This is a genomic window from Acinetobacter sp. TTH0-4 (assembly GCF_015602665.1).
Classification (GTDB): Bacteria; Pseudomonadota; Gammaproteobacteria; order Pseudomonadales; family Moraxellaceae; genus Acinetobacter; species Acinetobacter albensis.
This window is the reverse complement of record NZ_CP059079.1, coordinates 2400812-2422388: the sequence shown is the minus strand read 5'-3', so window position 1 is coordinate 2422388 and position 21577 is coordinate 2400812. Positions and strand designations below refer to the sequence as shown.

Sequence of the window (21577 nt, the reverse complement as noted above, 5' to 3'; positions counted from 1 at the left end):
CAGATTTTAGCTGAATATAAAGAAAAATGTTGTACATTCAATGTGTAAAGATAATGAGTACAAAATATGTGTATCGTGGCTTTAGCTTGGCATGTCTTGGACGAGATGCCTCTTTGTCTAATTTCAAATCGAGATGAATTTTATCAACGTCCAACCCGTGGTTTAACCCCATGGGAAAATAGTCCAATTATTGCGGGACAAGATTTACAGTCAGGTGGTACCTGGATGGGGGTGACCGAATCTGGTCGATGGGCTGTAGTGACTAATTTTCGAGATGGTCAAGATCAAAAGAAATATCCAACGTCACGTGGGCACTTGATCCAGACCTTTTTAGAATCGTCTTTGACTCCGATTAGATTCGCTCAAGAATTGGAAAAAAAGCAATGTGATTATGCAGGCTTTAATTTATTTGTCGGCGATCAATATCAAGCTGTGTATATGAGCAACCGTGGTGAGGCCCCACAAGTTTTGGCTCAAGGGGTATATGTGGTGTCTAATGGTTTAATGACGGAGCACTGGGAAAAAACCAAACATTTACGTAAGCGTTTTACGCAAGAATTTTTACCAATGTTGCAACAAAGCACCACAGCAGAAGCTGATCTTGAATACACTGCTTGGGATATTTTGGAAGATGAACGAAAAGTGATTGCTGAGAGGCTTCCACAAACGGGGATTAGCACTGAAATGGAAGTTTTATTATCGTCTACTTTTATTCAAAGTCCTGTTTACGGAACTCGTTGTTCAAATTTTTTAAGATTGAAAAATAATACATGGTTGTGGCAAGAAAAATCACAGCAAGGCACAACGCAAGGTCAAATAATTCACTTTAAGATTCCTTTGGTTCAATAAAAAATGCCGACCATAGGTCGGCATTTTATGATTTTATTTTATGCTGTTGTTGCTTTTTTTTCTAATGCTTCACCGGCAATCACACCACCATCTTTACGTGTAATAACGACAGTCGCTGACCTTGGAGCAGACCCCATTAAGCTGTATTTAGAACTTTGGTTTGCAGGCCATGTACCTTCAGGATGCTGAACGTTTACAAAAATTGCTTTGTAATCAGGAGTCATTGTTACACCTGTTATTTCACAGCCACTTGGTCCAGTTAAGAAACGGCGGACACGATCATTTTTTAATTGAGCACCGACAATGGTTTCCTGTCCTCCAGATTTGGTAGAGGCAGCCATTGTTTTGCCACCATCACCGACTTTACCAGGAAGTGCTGCAAGCATCATACAGTTGGTTTCGTCTGTATATTGGCCGTCATCCGTTTGAATCCAAAGCACACCACGCGGGTCGAACCACATACCATCTGGGCTAGAAAAGTCATTCAGATCATCTAAGCCAGATAAGTTAATATTTGCTGCAGCGTCAGCTTCTGCGCCAAACAAGAAAATATCCCAAGTAAAGGTTGTTGCCGTTGTCTTGTCTGCATTTTCATGGAAACGAATAATATGCCCATTCATATTTCCTGAGTTACTTGCACTACCATTTTTTACATCGACGTAACTGCGAGGATTGGCAGCATCGGTCTCGTATGAGCGACCACGGTTAGTGTTATTGGTCAGTGTGACATAGACTTCACCATTTTCTGGGTTGACCGCAACCCATTCTGGACGGTCCATTTTGGTGGCGCCTCGAGCATCTGCTGCTAAGCGTGCATGAACAACAACATCGGCTTGATCACTAAAAGCGTAAGTAGGATTTGATGCATTTAAGCCGTGCTTGTCGAAGCTTAATTCTAACCATTCACCAGTACCGTCATCATTAAATTTAGCAACATAGAGGGTACCTTTATCCATATATTTATCACCAGCAGTATAACCGCCGTTCATATCTTTTGGATCCCAGACCGCCTCTGTCACAAATTTATACATATATTCGCCAGTGGCATCATCGCCCATATAAAAGGCCAATGGCTGACCTACAATAGGATTACTACAGCGACAGTCTTCATGAGCAAAACGGCCTAGGGCTGTACGTTTGACTGGACGAGCAGATGCGCTGAATGGATCAATTTCTACAATAAAACCACAAGTATTCATGACATTGCGATAATCTTGTAGTGCATTGGCAGCTTTAATTGAAATATCCCAGCAGTCGTATAAGTCAGGATTTCCAGTAAGTTCTGCTATGGGAGTATTCCATCCATATTGACTAGATCGGGCACTTGTTCCACCACGACCATAGCGTTGTAGTGCAACGTCTTCTTTTTGAATTTCACGAGTATCATTTGCTTTACGGGCAAAATAACCACTCCAGTTTTCTTCTGCTGTTAAGTATGTTCCCCATGGCGTATAGCCATTACCACAGTTACCAAATGTACCACGTGTTAAAGTGCCATCAGGAGAAAAGCGTGTTTTTAACAAGTCAGCGCCACGTGCAGGACCATGAATTTCCATTTCGGTTTGGGCGGTAATACGACGGTTAAAAGGTGAATCTAAATTGATTTTGACATTTTGTGAAGAAGCATCTTTTGTGATCTCAATTACAGATACGCCATGCGCATTTATTTCACGCATGACTTGATCTTCAGAACGTATTCCTTGAGTAATTGCATGAGGAAGATGTAACTCATTTTGAGCAAGATACTCATGGTTTAAAACCAGTAAACCTTGCGTTGACTCTTTGGCCGCATAATTTTTATTGGTAGCGTGCATACCAAAGAAACTCATACCGTCGTGGCAGTCGCCAGAACGGAATTTATATGAAGCACCAGATTGTGAAATACTGTCGATTTTAATCGCATTATGTTTGTTAATTGGATCGCCCACTGCGTACAAAACTTTAACTGCGTAGCCTTCAGGAACACTGAAATAATTTTCAGTATTTTTTTCTACAGCTTTAAAAGAGAGCTTACTTGGACGCTGTGCAAGATCACTCCATGCATGTTTATCATTGCTTTCTGGCGTTGGTGGTTGAGTACCTGTTGGTGGTGTTGCCTCTGCATTATCATCATCTGAACATCCGCTGACAGAAGCTGCAAATGCCAATGCGATTGCACCGCTACCCGTTTTTGCGATAAAACTGCGACGATCCATATATTGGTTTAAAACCGTTTGGAAATGGGTGTTTTTCGACGTATTACTATCTTCGATTAAATCTTGGCATGGTGTCATATCATCATTGTACATTTTTTTTCCTTGCTATTATGGCTAGACTGATTTTAAAAATTAATCAATAACTTAGATTGTTGTGATGACATTTAGGTGAAGTTTCTATGACGTTTAAGTGAAGTTTACATTTCATTTTTATGAATAAAAAAAAGCAGCAAAATGCTGCTTTTAAAACAAACAAGGGTGATTTAAAAAGCATTTTCTCGGCGTTTTTCAAGCAATTTTCCAAGGAGTAAACCCAGTTCAAATAACATCCACATGGGTATTGCCAGCATAATCATCGAAATCGCATCAGGCGGAGTGACAAACATCGCGATAAAAAAACAGCCAACTACAATAAAACGCCGTTTTTCAATGAGTTGCTGGGTAGAAACCACCCCAATTAATATTAAAATCAAAGTCACCACAGGAATTTCAAAGGTAAAGCCAAAAACTAAAAATAGTTTTAAGCAAAAACTTAAGTAACTATTAATATCGGTCATGGGTGCGACCGTTTCGGGTGAAACACTAATGAAAAAATGCAAAATTGAAGGCAATGCAATAAAATAGGCAAAGGCAATTCCTGCATAAAATAATAAAATACTGCCGACCAATAACGGAAGGGCGAGTGTTTTTTCTTTGGTATAAAGTGCAGGTTTTACAAAGCTCCAAAGCTGATAAAGAATACAAGGCATGGCTAATACAAAGGCAACGAAGAAATTTAACTTAAAAGGTGCCATAAATGTGGCGGTAACATCTGTCGCAATCATCGAGGACGTTGCAGGTAATTGGGCACGTAAAGGTTCGGATAAAAGCTGATAAGTCTGGTTAGCAAAAGGCAGCAAGCAAAAAAACAGCACGATTAATAAACCCACACTTTTAAACAAATGCCGACGCAACACCATCAAATGTCGTGTAATTGGCATTTGTTCTAAATCAGAATGATGTTCATCTTTAACAGTGGTCGATAACTGAGAGTGGATGGGATGACTCATACTGCCACCTTGAAATGATTTAAGGGCGAAATTGCAGCTTGTGTATTGAACGGCGCTGTACTGGGCTGTGATTTATTTAAAGAATCTGTATTTGCAACGGTATTAACACAATGTTTAGACTTTTTAAAATACACCCCCTCAAAACGAGAGGAAGGAATAAAAACATAGAAGATGGGAGCATTTTTATTATCGGGTACTGCGTTTTGTTGATTTTTTTCTATTGCAGGCTGTGATTGTTGTTGTAGTTCATGCATTTGCGCTTGCATCTTTTGTTCTAATTCTTTGATGCGCTGCATTTCATTTTGCATTTGTTCACGTAGTTCAGATAAACGTAATTCACGATCAATATCATTTTGAACATTACTCACCATACGTTTGATTTTAGCGTACCATTTCCCAGCAAAACGCGCAGCTTCAGGAAGTTTGTCTGGCCCCAGCACCAATAAACTAATAATGCCAAAAGCCAGTAGTTCAGTCATACCAATATTGAGCATAACGTTTTAGCCTGAGTGAGTTTTTGCCGTGGAGTGTTTTTCTGAAGCATGCGTTTGATGTTCAAGCGTTTTAGGTTCATTTAATGCATTTGCAGCCACTTCATCTTCTTTAATCGATTTTTTAAAATCTTTGACTGCACCACCGACATCTTTGCCCAAGTTTTTTAGTTTTGATGTGCCAAACAATAAAATCACGACAATTGCAAAAATTGCCACATGCCAAATTGATAAGCCCGCCATGCTTTATTCCTCTTTTTAAATTAAGCACTATCTGAACATCTTGCGATGACATTGGTGTGACTAAAACATTTCAATTTAAAGACAAACCCAATGAAAGCTGCTTTTTCTCATTCATTTGGTGCTAGCATATTTTCATTAATCATTCAGGAGGATGCCTTGGCTTTATTACTCCCGATTTTGGGTTTTCTATGTGGTTGGGGACTCGCTTTAACGCCATTCTCTTCACATCTAAAGGGGTTATTGTCGAAATTATTGGCACAGCTTTTTATTCCGATTGTGATTATTTACAACATGGTATTTTATCAGTCGGGTAGTTTGAGTTTAATGGTCTTTAGCTTTAGTGTGGCTGTGCTCATGTTTTATCTTTTTCAATTTATTTTTAAAGATCAATTACGTGCACTCTGCATGAGTTACGTCAATTTAGCGTGGTTAGGCTTTCCTTTTGCTTTGGCTTTATTTGGTCCAGAAGTGAGTGCAGCAATGGTGGCGTTATATATCGGCGGTTCTGTATTTGGCAATATATGGGCTATTACCGCAGTGAGTTCAACTCCTCAGCCTGTATCTACAGTCATTAAAAAAGTGGTGTTGTCTCCGCCTGTTTGTGCTCTATTCATTGCGCTTATTTGTCGAATATGGGGTGTACAACATCTGCAACAGCATCAGTGGATTGATGTGATTTATAGCGTGGCTAAAGTGGGCATGAGTTTTACGGGCATGTGTGTATTAGGAATGTGGTTGCAGCAAACGCAGGTTTGCTTGGCTGATTTACGGCGAAGTAGTCAAGTTTTTTTCATGAAAATTGCTTTCGGTGGTGTGATTTGTAGTTTCACTTATTGGTTTATTCCGATTGAAAATATTGAACAATATATCGGTGTAATGTTCCTCTTATTCTGTTTGCCACCTGCTGCTAATATTGTGGCATTAGAAACCCATTATCAAGGCACAGGAAAATCAGCTCAATATATTGCTTCGGGTACAATTGTGAGTTGTATCGTGGTGACCCTATATGGTGTGATCCTTCATCTAGTCTAAAACTCCTCTCACTTTTTTATAAGGAGAGGAAATCGAATAAATGAATTATGTGTTTAGACTGGCTTTAAATAATTGCATGGCCTGACCACGGTGACTGATCTTATTTTTTTCTTCTTTAGACAGTTCAGCACTACAAATATTCAATTCAGGTAACCAGAACAAGGGATCATAGCCAAAGCCATTTTCACCACGTGCCTGTTCTAAAACTTCGCCTGTCCAAATTCCTTGAAAAATTTGGGGTAGTGGATCCTCAGCATGCTGAACCAAAGCCAATACACATACAAACATGCCTTCAATTGCTTCAGCATCTTTACGGAATGGTTTAAGTTTTTGTAGCAGTTTCTCGTTATTGGCCGCATCATTGCCATGCTCGCCTGCAAAGCGTGCAGAATAAATACCGGGTGCACCACCCAGAATGGGTACACAAATACCGGAATCATCTGCAATCGCAGGCTTACCTGAAATTTTAGATGCATGACGTGCTTTAATAATCGCATTTTCAACAAAACTTAAACCATCTTCAATGGCATCTTCAATATTCAGTTTGCCTTGCGGGATGATCTCGACAGGCAGATTAAGTTGCTGAAACAGATGTTCAAATTCGGCAACTTTGCCTTTGTTATTGCTGGCAAGGACAAGGCTGCCTTGGTTTAACCATGGTTGGGTCGACATAATTATAAGCCTACTAACGAGAACTGGGCATATCTTAGCGTATTCTAGATGATAGGTTTCCGAATTAAGTAATATTTGAGTACATCTATATGCTATGTCATAATTGATACAAGAAATAATCTATATCACTCTAAAATAATGAAAAATTTTGATCAAAGTGACATCATCAACGCACATAAATTTTCAAGCCGCCATCGACATATTTTGAGAGATAGTGCATTTTGTGGCTGTTTTTATTGCTTAGATATTTTTGATTATAAAAATATTAAAGCTTGGTGCGATGATGAAGATACAGCTTTATGCCCAAATTGTAGTATTGATTCAGTAATTGGCTTGGAATCTAATGATTTACTAACACAAGAATTTTTAAAAGCGATGCAAGAGTATTGGTTTTAATTAAGGGAAGCTTGATATTTATTTTAAAAAAGGTAAAACCGACTCTTACAAGTCGGTTTTCGATCTTTAAAATTCAGCTTACTGCGCTTGAATCCATTTATCGGCACGATCACGCGCGGTACGAATTTGATCTTGAGTCAAATTGGCAGCCAAAGCAGTTTTTTTGCCTTCAGATAAAGAAATCACTTTATTGTCCAACATGCCATCACGGGCAGACAGCTCATACCACTGATATGCACCCAGATAATTTTTCTTTTGTTCTTCCATCATGGCAAGGTTGAAACTGGCACGATTATCACCATGACTGGCTGCTTTTTCAAAATATTTACGGGCTAAGCTTTCATCTTTTCGAGTGCCTACACCATCTGCAAGCATACGACCGACATTGAGTTGTGCCGCAGAAAGACCCTGATCAGCCGCTGCTTTGTACCATGCAAAAGCTTGTTTTTCATCCTGCTGAATATCTTTGCCATGTTGATATTTGGTGGCTAAATAAAACTGCGCACCTGCTTGACCTGACTTTGCTGCTTTGGTTAGGCTGTTAATATCCATGACAGAATATTGCGCAGCTTGGCTCGAAACAGAAGGGGCTGGTGCAACATAATCTGCATGTGCTTGAATACTAAAAAGTCCCACCAATAGCGTGCTTAATAATATTTTTTTCATAGTGCGCTCACTCGATAAATTGCGACTTCACCAAATAGATTCGGGACATGTTTACTGAGTAAACTACCTTGCTGATCCCCATTCACGGCGAGTCGGTTAATAATCCGAATATTGTTTTCAGCACAGAGTGCTTCAAAATCACGGAAAGTACATAAATGAATATTGGGTGTGTTGTACCACATATACGGTAAAGCATTAGACACGGGCATCATTCCTTTTAAAGCCAAGAATGAGCGCGTTTTCCAATACGCAAAGTTAGGAAAAGTAATAATTGCCTGTTTTCCAACACGCACCATATCACGCAATAATACGTCTGGTGCTTCTACAGCTTGCAAAGCTTGTGCCATAACCACATAGTCAAAAGACTGATCTGCAAAGCGGCTTAAACCCAAGTTTAAGTCTTGTTGGATAATATTTAACCCTCGACTGACCGCAATTGCAATCTTTTCTTGATCGATTTCTAACCCGTATGCTCGAATATTGTGCTTTTTACCCATGTGTGCCAATAATTCACCATCGCCACAGCCTAAATCGAGGACACTCGAATCAGGTTTAATCCACGTTTCTGCAAGTTGATGATCAATACGCATTACACAGTCTCCTGAGGGGTCGACGCAAGATGTTCTACACCGCCTAAAAATGCACGCAATGATTTAATGTAGAGTGGAATGGGAAACAGGAATGAGTCATGACCTTGTTCTGCATCAATATCGACATAACTCACAGGTTTATGATTGGTAATCAGTGCATCGACAATTTCTTGAGAACGCTGTGGGGTAAAACGCCAATCTGTAGTAAATGACACCACCAAGAAACGACATTGAGTATTTGCCATTGCTTTGGTTAAAGACAGCTCATATTCACGCGCGGGATCAAAATAGTCTAAGGCTTTGGTCATAATTAGATAGGTGTTGGCATCAAAGTTACGACTAAATTGCTCGCCTTGGTAACGCAAATAACTTTCGACCTGAAATTCGACATCGAAACCATACATAAATTTACCTGACTTTAAGTCACGACCAAACTTTTGTTTCATGGCCTCTTCAGAAAGATAGGTGATATGACCGACCATCCGTGCCAAAATGAGGCCACGTTTTGGATAGCTATCATTTTCTAAATAACGGCCATTATGGAAATCAGGATCGGATAAAATGGACTGACGTGCCACTTCATTAAAAGCAATATTTTGTGCAGACAATTTCGGCGCACTGGCAATAATCACACAGTTTTTTAAACGGTCTGGATAATCCACCGACCACTGCATCGCTTGCATGCCCCCGAGTGAGCCTCCAATGACCGAATACCAAACATCAATCCCTAAGCGGTCTGACAGCATGGCTTGAGTTTTCACCCAATCCCGTACCGTGACCAAAGGAAAGTCTGGCCCATAAGGACGATTGTCATTCTCAGGATTGGGCGAGATCGGGCCTGTTGAACCACTACAACCCCCAATATTGTTTAAGGCAACCACGAAAAATTTAGAGGTATCAATTGCTTTACCTGGGCCAATACAGGCATCCCACCAACCTGGTTTTTTATCATCTTCATGATGATAACCTGCTGCATGATGGTGGCCAGATAATGCATGACAAATCAAAATTGCATTGGATTGATCTGCATTAAGTGTGCCGTAGGTTTCGACCATAATTTCAAAACGTGGCAAAATGCGGCCACATTCGAGCTCTAACGGCTCTTCAAATGAAAACTTTTGTGGAACAACTAAGCCCACTGAGTCAGCTGGAAAAGACACAGGAATAATTCGCCTTAAATCTTTAGAATGTATAAACAAAAGGATACCACTTGCGGGTATCCTTTCTAAAGTCTTTTTATTGCTTAAGCACGTTGATTAAACTGCTGCTGCTACGACTTGCTCGGTACTTAACACACCTTGTTCAATCAAGCGGTTGGTACAGGCAATGATTGCTTCGATAGAAGACGTCACAATGTTGTCATGAATCCCTGCACCGAATGCCGATTTACCTGTACCTTTGACTTGAATTTCAATTAAAGCTAAAGCTTTAGCATGTGCACCTGAACCAATACTACGTTCTTCATAACTCAATACATCAATTGGCAACTGAAGTGCATTCAAAATAGCTGAAATTGGACCGTTACCTTCGCCTCTTAATTGCTGAGTTTCACCATTTACCTCAACATCAAGTTCAATCACTTGATTACCATTGTCATCTGACAATCTGTAATTTTTCGCAGAATAATGGGCATCTTTGGTGGCCACGTAATGTTCTTTAAATAATGCCCAAATATCTTGTGCAGTCACTTCTTTGGCTTGTTCGTCCGTGACTTGTTGAACCGCTTGTGAGAATTCGATTTGTAAACGACGTGGCAATACCACGTTATAATTCGATTCTAATAAGTATGCAATACCGCCTTTACCCGACTGTGAATTGACCCGAATCACGGCATCATAGTCACGACCCAAGTCTTTTGGATCAATGGGTAAGTAAGGCATATCCCATAATTCTTGATTCTTTTGGAACTCAAAGCCTTTTTTAATCGCATCTTGATGCGAACCAGAGAATGCGGTGAAAACCAAGTCGCCTGCGTATGGATGACGCGGATGCACAGGCAAGCCCGTACATTCTTCAATGGTGGCAATAATTTCATTAATATTTGAGAAATCTAAGTTAGGTGCCACACCTTGGGTATACATATTTAATGCAATCGCAGCGACATCCACATTCCCAGTACGTTCACCGTTACCAAATACACAGCCCTCAACACGATCTGCGCCTGCCATCATTGCCAATTCAGAAGCGGCAATACCACAACCACGATCATTGTGACAATGGACAGAAATAATGACACCGTCACGACGTTGAAGATTACGGTGCATCCATTCGATTTGATCGGCATACACATGTGGGCCTGAAACTTCAACAGTAGCAGGCAAGTTTAATATAACTTTATTTTCTGGAGATGCTTCCCAAATTTCAGTGACTGCATCGCAGACATCTTTTGCCACTTCTAATTCAGTCGCGGTAAAACACTCTGGGCTGTATTGAAAAATCCAATCTGTGGCAGGGTACTGTGCAGCATATTCTTTTACTTTTGTCGCAGCATTGACCGCTAACTGTTTTGCGCCTTCGACATTTACATTTAATACTTTTTCACGAAAGGTCGGTGAGTTTGAGTTATAGATATGCACAATGGCACGTTTTGCGCCCACTAAAGATTCAAAAGTACGTTCAATTAAGTGATCACGTGCCTGAACCAAAACTTCAATATAAACATCGTCTGGGATATGATTTTCTTCAATCAATTTACGTGTGAAATCAAAATCAACTTGTGATGCAGAAGGGAAACCAATTTCAATATGTTTAAAACCAATTTTGACCAACATTTGGAACATTTTGAATTTTTGTTCAATATCCATAGGTTCAAAAATAGCTTGGTTACCGTCACGTAGGTCGGTGCTCATCCAAATCGGCGCTTGATTGATTTCATTATTTGGCCATTGACGATCTGGCAAATCTACACGTTGGTACATGCGACGATATTTTTTACTTGGATCAGCTAACATCATGAGGTAATTCCTTGCGTAGTCTTGATTGCACGTATCTTGGGTAAAGGCAACTTATACTTTATAGATTGTGTCTATTGGTTCAGTTTACAAGTATTTTCAAAGGATTTTGCTTAAAAAAGCATAAAATTATGGGCTGTGATAACTGCTCATAATTTTAAACTCGAACCTGCTTGTAAGAGGTTTAATCTAGTCTTTATTCTAAGATAGATATTTTGAAAATACTTTTCTTAATTTGCACTATTAAGCTAAATTAAGAAAAGTATTTTCTTTAAATTGTTCTATTTTGATAAATAAAATCAGAGTTGATCTCCTTGATGCTTGCTGTTCCCATTAATGACATTGTTATTTCAAATTCTTCTTTTAAAATTTTGAGCACATGTGCCACGCCTAAAGCACCTGCAGTGGCTAATCCATAAATGTAAGGACGACCAATGAGTACGGCAGAAGCACCACAAGCCAAGGCTTTAAATACATCCGTTCCACGACGAATTCCTCCATCATAAAGCAGTGGAAAATCGACAGGTACGATCCTTTTAATCAACTGCAATGCGCTAAGTGGGGAAATAGTGGTGTCTAAAACACGCCCACCATGATTGGAAATAACGAAGCCTTTGATGCCTATATCGAGTGCTTTTTTTGCATCTAAGGGATGTAATATCCCTTTTAAAATGACGGGTAAGTTGGTATTGGCGATGATAAATTCAATATCGGACCATTGGGGGGCTATCTGCATCAAACCATTGAATACAGGATGTTGATTTTCAGAAATTTTGGGCAGGGGAATGTGTGTCGGTGTATGTGGGTGTTGCATGCCAGCGGGTAACTGAAAATTTACTCGACGTTCACGATCACGAATCCCAGTATGTGGTGAATCAATGGTAATCACGAGAGCTTTAAAGTGGTGTTGTTCTGCGAGTTGAACCAAAGCCAAAGATTTTTTACGATCACCCTGCCAATACAGTTGAAACCATTTAAGTGGATTTTCTTTTTTGAGACGACGTAAATCGGTATTGGTAAATGTACTTAACACCAAATTACTGCCTAGTACTTCAGCTGCCAACGCTGAAGCTGTTTCTGCTTCAGGATTAAAGAGCTGTTGATGACCGATTGGCGCTAAAAAAATAGGATGGGGAAAGGATTGTCCTAAAATTTCACAGTGCGTATTGCCTTGGGTGAAGTCGTTTAAATGCCTTGGAATTAACTGAATCTTCTTGAACTCATCAAGATTGTTGCGCACACTGATTTCATCCATGGCACCTCCTTGTAAATAATGCCATGTATTTTCAGTGAGATGCTTTTGTGCTTGCTGTTCGTAATCGGCAATTGTTTGTAAATAAGGGGGAATATGGGTAAGTGGAGGCAGTGGTTGAGCACTCATAGATCGCCCCATTGACGTAATAAATTATGATAATGACTGGTCAAGCTAATCATTTCTTCGCTATCCCCGAGCTGTTGACGTAATTTTAGAATAGTCATATCGAGGTTAAATAACATGCTGCGTTGCCCATCATCTTTCACCATGCTTTGTAGCCAAGTCACAGCGGCAATACGTTTTCCTGCAGTCACTGGTTCTACTCGGTGTAAACTTGTCGAAGGATAAAGGATTGCATCACCTGCATCTAGCTTGACTTCGTGGCTACCGTAATGGTCTTCAATGATTAATTCGCCCCCTTCATATTCATCAGGTTCAGATAAAAAGAGCGTGATAGAAACATCGGTACGAATACTGTGCCCCAAAGCTTTGGAATATTGCACAGCATTGTCAACATGATTGCCATAACTCCCATTTTCTTGGTAACAATTAAACAAGGGCGAGAGAATATGCTTGGCTAAGCCTGCTGATTGTACTAAAAAGTGTTGTTGTAAAGTATGTGATATTACTGGGGCAATAGTTTGATAAGTAAGGCTATTAGTATCAAGTTGTAGATTTTTTTTAATTTTTTGGGCCTGACTGCCTGCACTTTGATGTCCTTCTATCCATGAATGACTGGCATCTAATTGTTGACGTAACTCAGCCACTTGCTGTTTGGTTAAAATTTGTGGAATATGTAACATCATCAGGCTTACCAACCGTTCTTGAATGGTTTTGACTCAAAAATAAAAATGTAGCGTGTCAGTTATAACACACTACATTTATACTCATTTTTTTCAGTTTAATTAAGCTAAAGTCGCTTAAAATTTATAATTAAACGTCAGTGCAGCTGAACGAGGTTGGCCTAAGACCACACGACCACCGCCATTGTTTAAGGTGCTGATATAGTCTTTGTCTGCCAAGTTATATACATTTAAGTTGACTGAAGCATTTTTATTGATGGCGTAGCCTGCCATTGCATCAAAGACGACATAACCTGGAATGCCTGGCATCTGTGCAGGAGCGGTATCTGTTGTTACAACACGTTTTTGTTCATCTACATAACGTGCGCCTAAGCCCAATTTAAAGCCAGAAATATCATAAGTCGACCATAAGCTTGCAGTCCATTCTGGTGACCAACGTTCTGCTACCGTTGTTGCTGTTGCAGTACGTTGATTTAACTGTTTCACCTTCATGTGCGCGACACCCGCTGAAATATTCCATGCGTCAGTGATTTGTCCTACAGCACTCAGTTCAACCCCATCGACACGTTTTTTACCTTCTTGTACTGAGAGTTGAGAAATAGGATCAATGGTGAACTGATTTTCATTTTCTGTACGGTAGACTGCACCATTCAAGGCCAATTTACCTTGCAGTAAATCCCACTTAGTTCCTATTTCGTAATGGTGTGTTTCTTGAGGTTCGGCAGCTGAACTATTTGCACCTGTTTCTGAAAGTGCAAAATTTGCACTTCCTGGCGGAGTCAGTGATTTGGCATAGGAAGCATAAACGCTGCTAAATGACGTTGGTTTGTACAAACCGCCTAATTTCCAGCTAACTAAGCTGTCATGGGCGCCGAATTGAGATGGAACCAAAACACTGCTGCCCGATGGAAGTGATAAGGCATCATATTCGGTATCATAATAATCAACACGAACACCGCCATTCAGTTGGAAACGTTCACCAAATTTAAGCGTATCAAACAAATAAGCGGCGGCTGTTTCTGATATACCATGAGTATAACCACCGTTATACATCAGAGCAGGAACTGCCTCATTGCGATTTGGGTGATAAAGATTTGCCCAAGACGTTACCGCAGTTTGGCCCGGCATTTGTGTCGCTAAGGTTTTTGTATCTTGTTCTTCTTTTAAAAACTCTACGCCTGCAACTACATCATGTTCAATGGTCCCTGTTTTGACATTCCAGTTTAGTGTAGTTTGATTGGCTAAAATTTTATTTTCTTGGTCAACCCCTTGACGAGAGCGATTGACTTCCCAGTTGTTAGGATCATTGGAATTATTGGTTCTGAAACCGCTTGAACCAGTATTTATACCGGTTAAAACACGATTCATACTGGTTTTACCCAAACGAGTAAGATTGGTCAGTTTTAAATTTTTTGTCAGATCACTTTCAATTTTAGCGCTAAACATGTCTGCATCGACATCTTCGTAGTCATTGGTATTTCCATAATAATTTTCACGGTTGACTTGAGGTGCTGAAGCTAAAGCTGAATTGGCATTAAAAAAACCTTTCATCCCAATCGTGGGAATACCGCCATCTGGAATATTACGTTGACGTACATGTTGCGAATATAAATACAAACGTGTAGCTGAATCGAGGCCAAAGGCAATTGAAGGCGCAATGGCATAACTGTTGTTTTCGATATAGTCACGACCTTCAATACCACCTTCTTGACCCATGGCATTCAAACGAACAGCCACACCATTTGCAATCACTTGGTTAATGTCGGCAGCAAGACGGCCATGTTCAGCGGTATTATAAGTTGCAGAAACTTCATTTGAATTTTGAGTTTGAGGAAGTTTACTCACTAAGTTGATATAACCCGAAGCTGATCCACGGCCTGCTTCTGCACCAGAAGGGCCTTTAACCACTTCAATTTGTTCTAGGTTAAATACATCACGTGTTACAGCCCCTAAATCTCGAATACCATCGACATAGGTCGACGTTTGAGTAGAGAAACCACGCATTTGGAATGCGTCACCCGCACTAGTATTGCCATTTTCACCAAGTTGTAAGGTAATTCCTGGAGTATTACGCAAAGCTTCAACCAATGAGGTCGCGCCTTGTTCTTTTAATAATTCTTTTTTAATGACTGAAATGGTTTGCGTGGTATTGACGAGGGGTTGGGTATATTTTGCTGAGCTGACCACATCTGCTTTATATTTATTTTCGGATTCTGATTTTACTGAAATCGTGGGAAGTTGAGTGACATTTTCTGTTGTTGCATGAGCCATAAGCGGTAAAGAAGCGGCTAAAGCAACCAATTGAACAGTTCTGTTATGTTTACGGCTTTTAATCTGTGCCATGGTCATTAATCCCAATGATTATAATAAGTCAGAATTCCATTACTGAGATGCCAATTTTTTATTCAACAATCTAGCAGTAAAAGTGAAGATATTGTTATGGCCTGTAACAATGATGCGAATTCTATTGATAATAGTTATCATTAACAATGTTATTTTTGATTGTAAGCTTAATTTTACAGTGGAAATAACACTTGAAAGGTCTGTATTCATTTGACAAAACAATGAGATAAAATGAAAAATAAACTAATTTTATGAAACAGTTAGACCAAATAGTCAAAAAATAAAAATGTGAAAACACCTTATATAATTGAAATATAAAATATATCTAATAAGTTAATTTAAAAATATTAAATAAATTGAAAAACGTAAGTTAGAGTTCTGCCCATTTGCGCATTAAATTGTGATAAAGACTGGTGAGCTGAATCACTTCTGTATGTTGATCACCCAATTGGGTGCGCAAGGTTTGAATGGTCTGATCTAAGTTAAACAGTATGTGTCGTTCTGCATCATCACGAATCATACTTTGCAGCCAAAAAAAGGAGGCCATTCGACAACCTGAGATGATAGGGCTTACTTCATGTAAGCTGGTCGAGGGATATAGAATCATGTCGCCAGCAGGTAATTTAATTTCATGATAACCATAGGTGTCTTCAACCACCAAATCACCACCCTCATATTCTTCTGGTTCACTTAAAAACAGCGTACAAGATAAATCCGTACGTAAACGATCATTGCTGCCGCGAATACGACGAATAGAATTATCGACATGAAAACCAAAAGCTTCACTTTTTTCATAACGATTGAAAAGAGGTGGAATAATATCTAAAGGAAGCGCTGCTGATAAAAATAAAGGATGTTGTCCCAAAGACTCCAAAATAATATTGCTGAGATGATGCGTAATCGGATGGTCTTCAGAGAGTTGTTGGTTCTGTTTGACTGTTGCCGAAAGCGTGCCTGCTGTAACTTTCCCATTGACCCATTCAACTTTTGCCATTTCTTCACGAAAATATTGAACTTGCTCTTTACTCAGAACATTTGGAATATGATGGATCACGGCAGCACCTTTGAAGATATAAAGATTGTCTTGATAAAAATAGCCTCATGATGAGGCTATTTAAAATGAAACGCCATCAAGGATTGATGGCGTTTTTAAGCAAGTTTTAGTATTTGAAGTTTAATGACAATACAGCGCTACGGCCTTCTGCTTCAGTTGCATAATGTGATGCATACGCTTTAGTAAAGTAACGTTCGTTAGACACATTGTTGACATTGAGTTGTAGGTCAACATTTTTATTCACGTTGTAACGCGCCATGGCATCATAACGGACATAGCCTGATACATATTTGGTATTGGCCGCATCACCATAGACTTTGTCCATTGCAATTGCACCAACGCCTAAATTGAGTTGTGGAAGTACTTGATACGTAGTCCACAGCGTTGCACTGTTTTTAGCCACATTTTGAACTTGGTTTCCGTTCGTTGGGCTTGGTGCATATACGGCAGGTTGACCCGATGCAGCAGTATTTACAAATCCAGCATCAATAATTTCACTGTCTAAATAAGTATAACCGAGTGAAAGTGCCCATTTATCTGTAAGATTACCATTAGCACCAAGTTCAATACCATCAACACGTGTTTCACCAATGTTACGTGTAAAACCATCCGTATCCAGTGCGCGCGTATTTTCTTTTTCTGTTCGGAAAATAGCTGCTGTTAAATTCAACTTATCATTCAGTACATCCCATTTTGTGCCAATTTCATACGTTTTAACTTCTTCAGGTTTTAAATTATTAATAGCTCTAGATTGCGCGTCCGTTGTATTTCGCCCCGGAACACTTACACCTTCTGAGCCATCACCCGCATCGACACCTACAGGATTTGCAGAAGTCGCATAGCTCGCATAAATACTACTATTTTCAGTAGGTTTAAATGTTAAGCCTGCTTGATAGTTAAAGAAATCATTGCTTGATTCATAAACTGTACCTGCTTTGATCAAATTTGCACCTGAACCTGAATCTTTATTATATGTGATATCAGTGTCAAACTTATCCCAACGAACGCCTAGATCTAATAACCATTGTGGTGTGATTTCAATATTATTTAATGCATAGATAGATTGTGTTTTAGATGAAATATTTGTTACGTTTGGATTGGCGGTGACATTCCCTAACCAAGCGTCTTTAGCGTTAGGATTATATGCATCTGTACACCAACCATTTGAATTCGCTAAAGAACAAGAATTTGTTGCTCCACTACCGCCGATGTTCGATGTATTTGGATCAGTAACAATATTCGTGCCACGATCAGATTCTTGTTTGCTATATTCAGCACCCACATTGAAACTGTGCTTAAGTGAACCAGTATTTAATTTACCTGCTAAAGAAAGTTGATCTGTGAAACTATCTGTACTTGTTAGATTAGTATTCACACGACGCCAAACTTCACCATTTGCGATATTTTTTTGGCTATCATCTGGTTGAGTCCAAAGATAATTGTTATCTGACTTGTTATATACGGCCATATTACGCAACGTAATATTTTCAGTGATATCGTGCTCTAGTTTAATCGCTCCGCTTTGATTTTCTTGTTTTTGAAAATCACGATCTAACCACCCGTAGTAAATACCTTGTTTGGCATTTAAAGGTTTTCCTGTAGCGGTATTATCTGCTGAATTCCAATATGGCACACCTGAGTCAGGTGTATCGTCCGACTTTAAATAGTAATAACTTAAAGTTGCACGAGTCGCTGTGTCCAAACCAAAAGTAATACTGGGTGCAATACCAGCACGTTTATATTCAGCACCATCAGTTTGACCAGCTTTTTCATTCTGGTGACCTAATACTGCAACTCGAGCTGCAATACCATTTCCAAAATCTTTATTGCCATCTAAAGTAATGCGTTGATAATTGTCTGTACCCGCACCAACTGAGCCTTCTAAGGCATCACCTTTTTTAGCAACTTTAGAAATCATGTTGATGCTACCACCAGTCGATCCTGCACCACCCATGGCTGATGCCGAACCTTTGGTCACTTCCACTTGTTCTACAGCAAACATTTCACGATTTTGTGAAGTGGCATTCCGTACGCCATCTACATACATAGAACTTTCAGAGTTATAACCCCGAATAAATGGACGATCACCATTAGGATTACCACCTTCGCCCGCACCCAAAGTAATGCCTGGAACTGTGCGTAATGCATCGCTTAAAGTGGTAACTTGAGTATCGGCAATTAATTGTTTAGAAATAATTGAAACTGATTTAGGTGTATCTAAAAGGGGAGCCACAAATTTAGAATTGGCAGATTGGTCTACTTTTAAACCTTGTTCAGCGATGGCTTGAGTTTGAATAGTATCAAGTTGCGTGACTTCTTGTTGTGCGAAAGCATTTCCCGCCATCACAGAAAGTGATGACATAATTGCAGATGATACGATTTTTTTGCGCGTTTTAATGAAGGCCATTTCTAACTCAAAAAGTGTACTGTGAAAATGTATGAAAATAATAATGATTCTTGTTTTTTATCCCTATTGAATTGAATTGAAATTGACGATTCTGAATAAGTACTTAAATGGGGGATTGAATGAAACAATGTAACTATTTGTAATTAAGTTATTGATTATATTCTTATATAGGAAAACCCCGCATAAGCAGGGTTTTTTATGGGGATTTTGGATTTAGAAGTCGTAAGATAGAGAAAGCCAATAATTACGACCTGCTAAATATGTACCTGACATACCAGAACCAATCGATAGGTATTTATAGGCTTGTTGTAAATCACCATTTAAATCGTAATAATCTAAATATTCAGTAAAATCTTTATCTAACAGGTTATTTACTGCGGCATTAATACGAACCTTGTCATTGAGCTGATAACTCGTTCCTAAATTAAACAAGTTGTATCCTGAAAATTTATTATCTGTTTGTTGTTTGATATCAAGTGCGCCGCCAGTTGGTGTTTCTAAATATCGTGGACGTCCTGATTGATATTCGTGTTGTAACCAAATATCAAGTGCTTCATTAATATGCCATGTCGATGTCAGACTAAATAAATGTTTAGCTGTTGACTCTAACGCATAGCCTTTATTGGCACCTTTCGTAATTTCAGACTCTGTAAAAGTATAAGCTGCTTTGACATCCCATTCAGGAATAATTTGATACCTAAGAGATGTTTCTAGACCATAAATTTCTGCTTCATCTGCATTAAAGTTTTTAGTATAAGAGGTCACTGTATTGCCTAAATTTGAGCAATCATTGGTATTACAGACAAATTCTTCAGAAACGATTTTATCTTCTACAATATTGAAAAAAGCAGTTGTATTAAAATCTAAACTATCAGAAGGTTGATAATTCAATCCAAGTTCATAATTAATTGATGTCTCAGGTTTCAAGTTAGGATTACCTAAAGACGGTGTTGTCCCTTGACCACTGAAATTAATGATACCGTTATGTAATGATTTTGCTGAGGGTGCTTTGTAGCCCGTGCTAACACCGCCTTTAAGCGTCAATACATCCGTTGTATTCCAGACTAAATAAGCACGTGGGCTAAAATGTCCACCAAAACCTGAATGATCTTCGTAACGGCCACCGAAGGTGAAATGTAAGTTATCTAACAAACTCCATTCATCTTCGGCGTAAAAAGAGAAAGAATCTTTATCGAATTTTGCTCCAATTCCTGCAATATCATCTGCATTCTCTGCTTTTTTATATTCTGCACCTAAAGTGAGCTTATGATTATGTAGTGTGGTAATTAAATGACTATCTGCGACAAAATCAGTATTTTCTAATTTTCGATCGCGACCTGCATCCGCATTATTTGGAAAAGTATTGCTAGGAATGGTGCGACCAATGGTTTCAGTTTTGGTTTGGCTTACATATGTTTTCCAAATTCCAAAGTCATAATTACCATCATGGCCCAAAGAATATTGCTCTCTATTGAATTCTAACTCATCCTGATAACCACGTGCACGACTAGGTGTATCTTGTGTACCTAAACGGTCATTTTGATTGCTATAAGTTTGATTAGAATGAAAGGCATCTGCCCAGAATGAGTTTTCATCATTAAATGAAAAGTGTAATTTACCACCAATATCGTAATTTTCAGCAGCATTTGGTCGAGGGTCACGTGAAGTTGAGTCCTTTACAACTCGCTCTGATCGTTGACGATCAAGATAACTTCCTCTGAGCTGTAGTCCTAAACGTTCATGAACTAGTGGGCCATTTAATAAAAAACTGGTTTTCCAAGAATCAGCTTCTGCATTACTTTCCATCACATTTCCACTAAGAGTGACATTCCCATTCCATTCATTGCTGATTTTTTTGGTAATAATATTAATCACACCTCCCATTGCTTCAGAACCATAGCGTGTTGCCATTGGACCACGGATCACTTCAATACGTTCAATTGCAGCAAGAGGAGGGAGGAAATTATTTGAGGTTTCACCAAACCCATTTGGTGTCACATCAGACGATGTTGTTTGGCGACGCCCATCAATTAGAATTAAGCTATAGTCATTACCCAAACCGCGCATTTTAATATTGAGTCCAGATGTTTTGCCAACGCCAGAACGAATATCAATGCCAGGAACGTCTGAAAGCAAATCAGCAATACTGGTTGCATTTTTCTTTTCAATATCTTCTTTTGTCACGACACTTATACTTGCAGGAGCATTCTTAATGTCTTGTTCAAACCCCGCAGCGGATACCACAATTGTTGAAAGCTGATGGGTAGAGGACTCTGCTTCAGTATTTGCAAAAATAGAAGTCGAGGTCATTCCTAGAATAGCGAGGCTAAGCGGGCGAAGGTTGAACTTACTCATAAAATAGAATTCCGTAGTGGACGAGATAAATAATTGAAAACAAATAAAATACAAAAAACATCATAATACTAATGATAAACTTTATCATTTGCAATAAAACATGTACAAAAGTGCTAAAGAACAATTAAAAGAAGGAAAATTTTTTATATAAATAAAAAGTGGACTTTATTGAGGAACAAAGCAAAAATAGGGGTTAAATCATCCAGCTTTGTATATCTTTCATTGT

17 protein-coding genes and 1 pseudogene are annotated in these 21577 nt (G+C 39.1%); 3 read left to right on the top strand and 15 right to left on the bottom strand.

Annotated features, from left to right (window positions below; translation table 11 throughout):
* The first annotated feature begins 66 nt into the window (after positions 1-66).
* Positions 67-849 carry an NRDE family protein gene (locus H0S58_RS11260; RefSeq protein ID WP_195726560.1) on the top strand — a complete coding sequence of 261 codons (783 nt, stop codon included), beginning with the start codon at positions 67-69 and terminating at the stop codon, positions 847-849.
* Positions 850-887: 38 nt separating this feature from the next.
* Here H0S58_RS11260 and H0S58_RS11255 read toward each other — a convergent pair whose 3' ends face one another.
* The 4 genes and pseudogenes from H0S58_RS11255 to tatA all read right to left on the bottom strand — a co-directional run bounded on the left by H0S58_RS11255 (position 888) and on the right by tatA (position 4827).
* A complete protein-coding gene (locus H0S58_RS11255; protein WP_195726559.1) occupies positions 888-3137 on the bottom strand; it encodes a PhoX family protein in 2250 nt (749 codons plus the stop codon).
* Between the two features lie 170 nt (positions 3138-3307).
* Positions 3308-4081: a twin-arginine translocase subunit TatC gene (gene tatC, locus H0S58_RS11250; RefSeq protein ID WP_171256857.1), complete on the bottom strand. Its 774-nt coding sequence runs from the start codon at positions 4079-4081 to the stop codon at positions 3308-3310.
* A 244-nt stretch (positions 4082-4325) separates the two neighbouring features.
* Positions 4326-4587: pseudogene (tatB, locus tag H0S58_RS13830) on the bottom strand (Sec-independent protein translocase protein TatB); the annotation flags it as partial.
* 6 nt (positions 4588-4593) lie between these two features.
* Positions 4594-4827: a twin-arginine translocase TatA/TatE family subunit gene (gene tatA / locus H0S58_RS11240; protein WP_053578753.1), complete on the bottom strand. Its 234-nt coding sequence runs from the start codon at positions 4825-4827 to the stop codon at positions 4594-4596.
* Between the two features lie 156 nt (positions 4828-4983).
* On the opposite strand from tatA, the gene H0S58_RS11235 reads away from it, so the two are divergent.
* Positions 4984-5859: an AEC family transporter gene (locus H0S58_RS11235; protein WP_195726557.1), complete on the top strand. Its 876-nt coding sequence runs from the start codon at positions 4984-4986 to the stop codon at positions 5857-5859.
* A gap of 45 nt (positions 5860-5904) precedes the next feature.
* On the opposite strand, the gene rdgB is transcribed toward H0S58_RS11235, so the two are convergent.
* The gene (rdgB, locus tag H0S58_RS11230; RefSeq protein ID WP_195726556.1) at positions 5905-6531 is read right to left on the bottom strand and encodes an RdgB/HAM1 family non-canonical purine NTP pyrophosphatase; all 627 of its coding nucleotides are present in this window, start codon (positions 6529-6531) and stop codon (positions 5905-5907) included.
* A 138-nt stretch (positions 6532-6669) separates the two neighbouring features.
* Here rdgB and H0S58_RS11225 point away from each other — a divergent pair, with 138 nt between their 5' ends.
* On the top strand, positions 6670-6927 hold the full coding sequence (locus H0S58_RS11225) for a cytoplasmic protein (RefSeq protein ID WP_195726555.1): 258 nt from the start codon (positions 6670-6672) through the stop codon (positions 6925-6927).
* A gap of 78 nt (positions 6928-7005) precedes the next feature.
* Here H0S58_RS11225 and H0S58_RS11220 read toward each other — a convergent pair whose 3' ends face one another.
* The 10 genes from H0S58_RS11220 to H0S58_RS11175 all read right to left on the bottom strand — a co-directional run bounded on the left by H0S58_RS11220 (position 7006) and on the right by H0S58_RS11175 (position 21351).
* The gene (locus tag H0S58_RS11220; RefSeq protein ID WP_195726554.1) at positions 7006-7593 is read right to left on the bottom strand and encodes a tetratricopeptide repeat protein; all 588 of its coding nucleotides are present in this window, start codon (positions 7591-7593) and stop codon (positions 7006-7008) included.
* Entirely contained in the window at positions 7590-8183 is a 594-nt protein-coding gene (gene metW, locus H0S58_RS11215; RefSeq protein ID WP_053578750.1) for a methionine biosynthesis protein MetW, read from the bottom strand. The genes H0S58_RS11220 and metW overlap by 4 nt, the downstream gene beginning before the upstream one ends.
* Complete coding sequence (gene metX, locus H0S58_RS11210) at positions 8183-9343, bottom strand: homoserine O-succinyltransferase MetX (protein ID WP_053578749.1); 1161 nt, start codon at positions 9341-9343, stop codon at positions 8183-8185. The genes metW and metX overlap by 1 nt, the downstream gene beginning before the upstream one ends.
* Positions 9344-9439: 96 nt before the next feature.
* Positions 9440-11137 (bottom strand): 2-isopropylmalate synthase, encoded by a 1698-nt coding sequence (gene leuA, locus H0S58_RS11205; RefSeq protein WP_053578748.1) that lies wholly within the window; start codon positions 11135-11137, stop codon positions 9440-9442.
* Between the two features lie 268 nt (positions 11138-11405).
* Positions 11406-12515 (bottom strand): alpha-hydroxy acid oxidase, encoded by a 1110-nt coding sequence (locus H0S58_RS11200; protein ID WP_195726553.1) that lies wholly within the window; start codon positions 12513-12515, stop codon positions 11406-11408.
* Positions 12512-13195, bottom strand: a complete 684-nt coding sequence (locus H0S58_RS11195; RefSeq protein WP_195726552.1) for a Fe2+-dependent dioxygenase — start codon at positions 13193-13195, stop codon at positions 12512-12514. Before H0S58_RS11195 ends, H0S58_RS11200 begins: the two co-directional genes overlap by 4 nt.
* Before the next feature lie 114 nt (positions 13196-13309).
* Positions 13310-15535 carry a catecholate siderophore receptor Fiu gene (locus H0S58_RS11190; protein ID WP_195726551.1) on the bottom strand — a complete coding sequence of 742 codons (2226 nt, stop codon included), beginning with the start codon at positions 15533-15535 and terminating at the stop codon, positions 13310-13312.
* Positions 15536-15905: 370 nt separating this feature from the next.
* The gene (locus tag H0S58_RS11185) at positions 15906-16589 is read right to left on the bottom strand and encodes a Fe2+-dependent dioxygenase (RefSeq protein WP_195726550.1); all 684 of its coding nucleotides are present in this window, start codon (positions 16587-16589) and stop codon (positions 15906-15908) included.
* Between the two features lie 106 nt (positions 16590-16695).
* Entirely contained in the window at positions 16696-18996 is a 2301-nt protein-coding gene (locus tag H0S58_RS11180; protein WP_195726549.1) for a TonB-dependent receptor, read from the bottom strand.
* A gap of 213 nt (positions 18997-19209) precedes the next feature.
* Positions 19210-21351: a TonB-dependent receptor domain-containing protein gene (locus H0S58_RS11175; RefSeq protein ID WP_195726548.1), complete on the bottom strand. Its 2142-nt coding sequence runs from the start codon at positions 21349-21351 to the stop codon at positions 19210-19212.
* Positions 21352-21577: the final 226 nt, after the last annotated feature.

Coding starts and splice junctions, on each gene's coding strand:
- H0S58_RS11260 (WP_195726560.1), top strand. CDS start 67: ATGTGTATCGTGGCTTTAGCTTGGCATGTCTTGGACGAGATGCCTCTT.
- H0S58_RS11255 (WP_195726559.1), bottom strand. CDS start 3,137: ATGTACAATGATGATATGACACCATGCCAAGATTTAATCGAAGATAGT.
- tatA (WP_053578753.1), bottom strand. CDS start 4,827: ATGGCGGGCTTATCAATTTGGCATGTGGCAATTTTTGCAATTGTCGTG.
- rdgB (WP_195726556.1), bottom strand. CDS start 6,531: ATGTCGACCCAACCATGGTTAAACCAAGGCAGCCTTGTCCTTGCCAGC.
- H0S58_RS11225 (WP_195726555.1), top strand. CDS start 6,670: ATGAAAAATTTTGATCAAAGTGACATCATCAACGCACATAAATTTTCA.
- H0S58_RS11220 (WP_195726554.1), bottom strand. CDS start 7,593: ATGAAAAAAATATTATTAAGCACGCTATTGGTGGGACTTTTTAGTATT.
- metW (WP_053578750.1), bottom strand. CDS start 8,183: ATGCGTATTGATCATCAACTTGCAGAAACGTGGATTAAACCTGATTCG.
- leuA (WP_053578748.1), bottom strand. CDS start 11,137: ATGATGTTAGCTGATCCAAGTAAAAAATATCGTCGCATGTACCAACGT.
- H0S58_RS11200 (WP_195726553.1), bottom strand. CDS start 12,515: ATGAGTGCTCAACCACTGCCTCCACTTACCCATATTCCCCCTTATTTA.
- H0S58_RS11195 (WP_195726552.1), bottom strand. CDS start 13,195: ATGATGTTACATATTCCACAAATTTTAACCAAACAGCAAGTGGCTGAG.
- H0S58_RS11190 (WP_195726551.1), bottom strand. CDS start 15,535: ATGGCACAGATTAAAAGCCGTAAACATAACAGAACTGTTCAATTGGTT.
- H0S58_RS11180 (WP_195726549.1), bottom strand. CDS start 18,996: ATGGCCTTCATTAAAACGCGCAAAAAAATCGTATCATCTGCAATTATG.
- H0S58_RS11175 (WP_195726548.1), bottom strand. CDS start 21,351: ATGAGTAAGTTCAACCTTCGCCCGCTTAGCCTCGCTATTCTAGGAATG.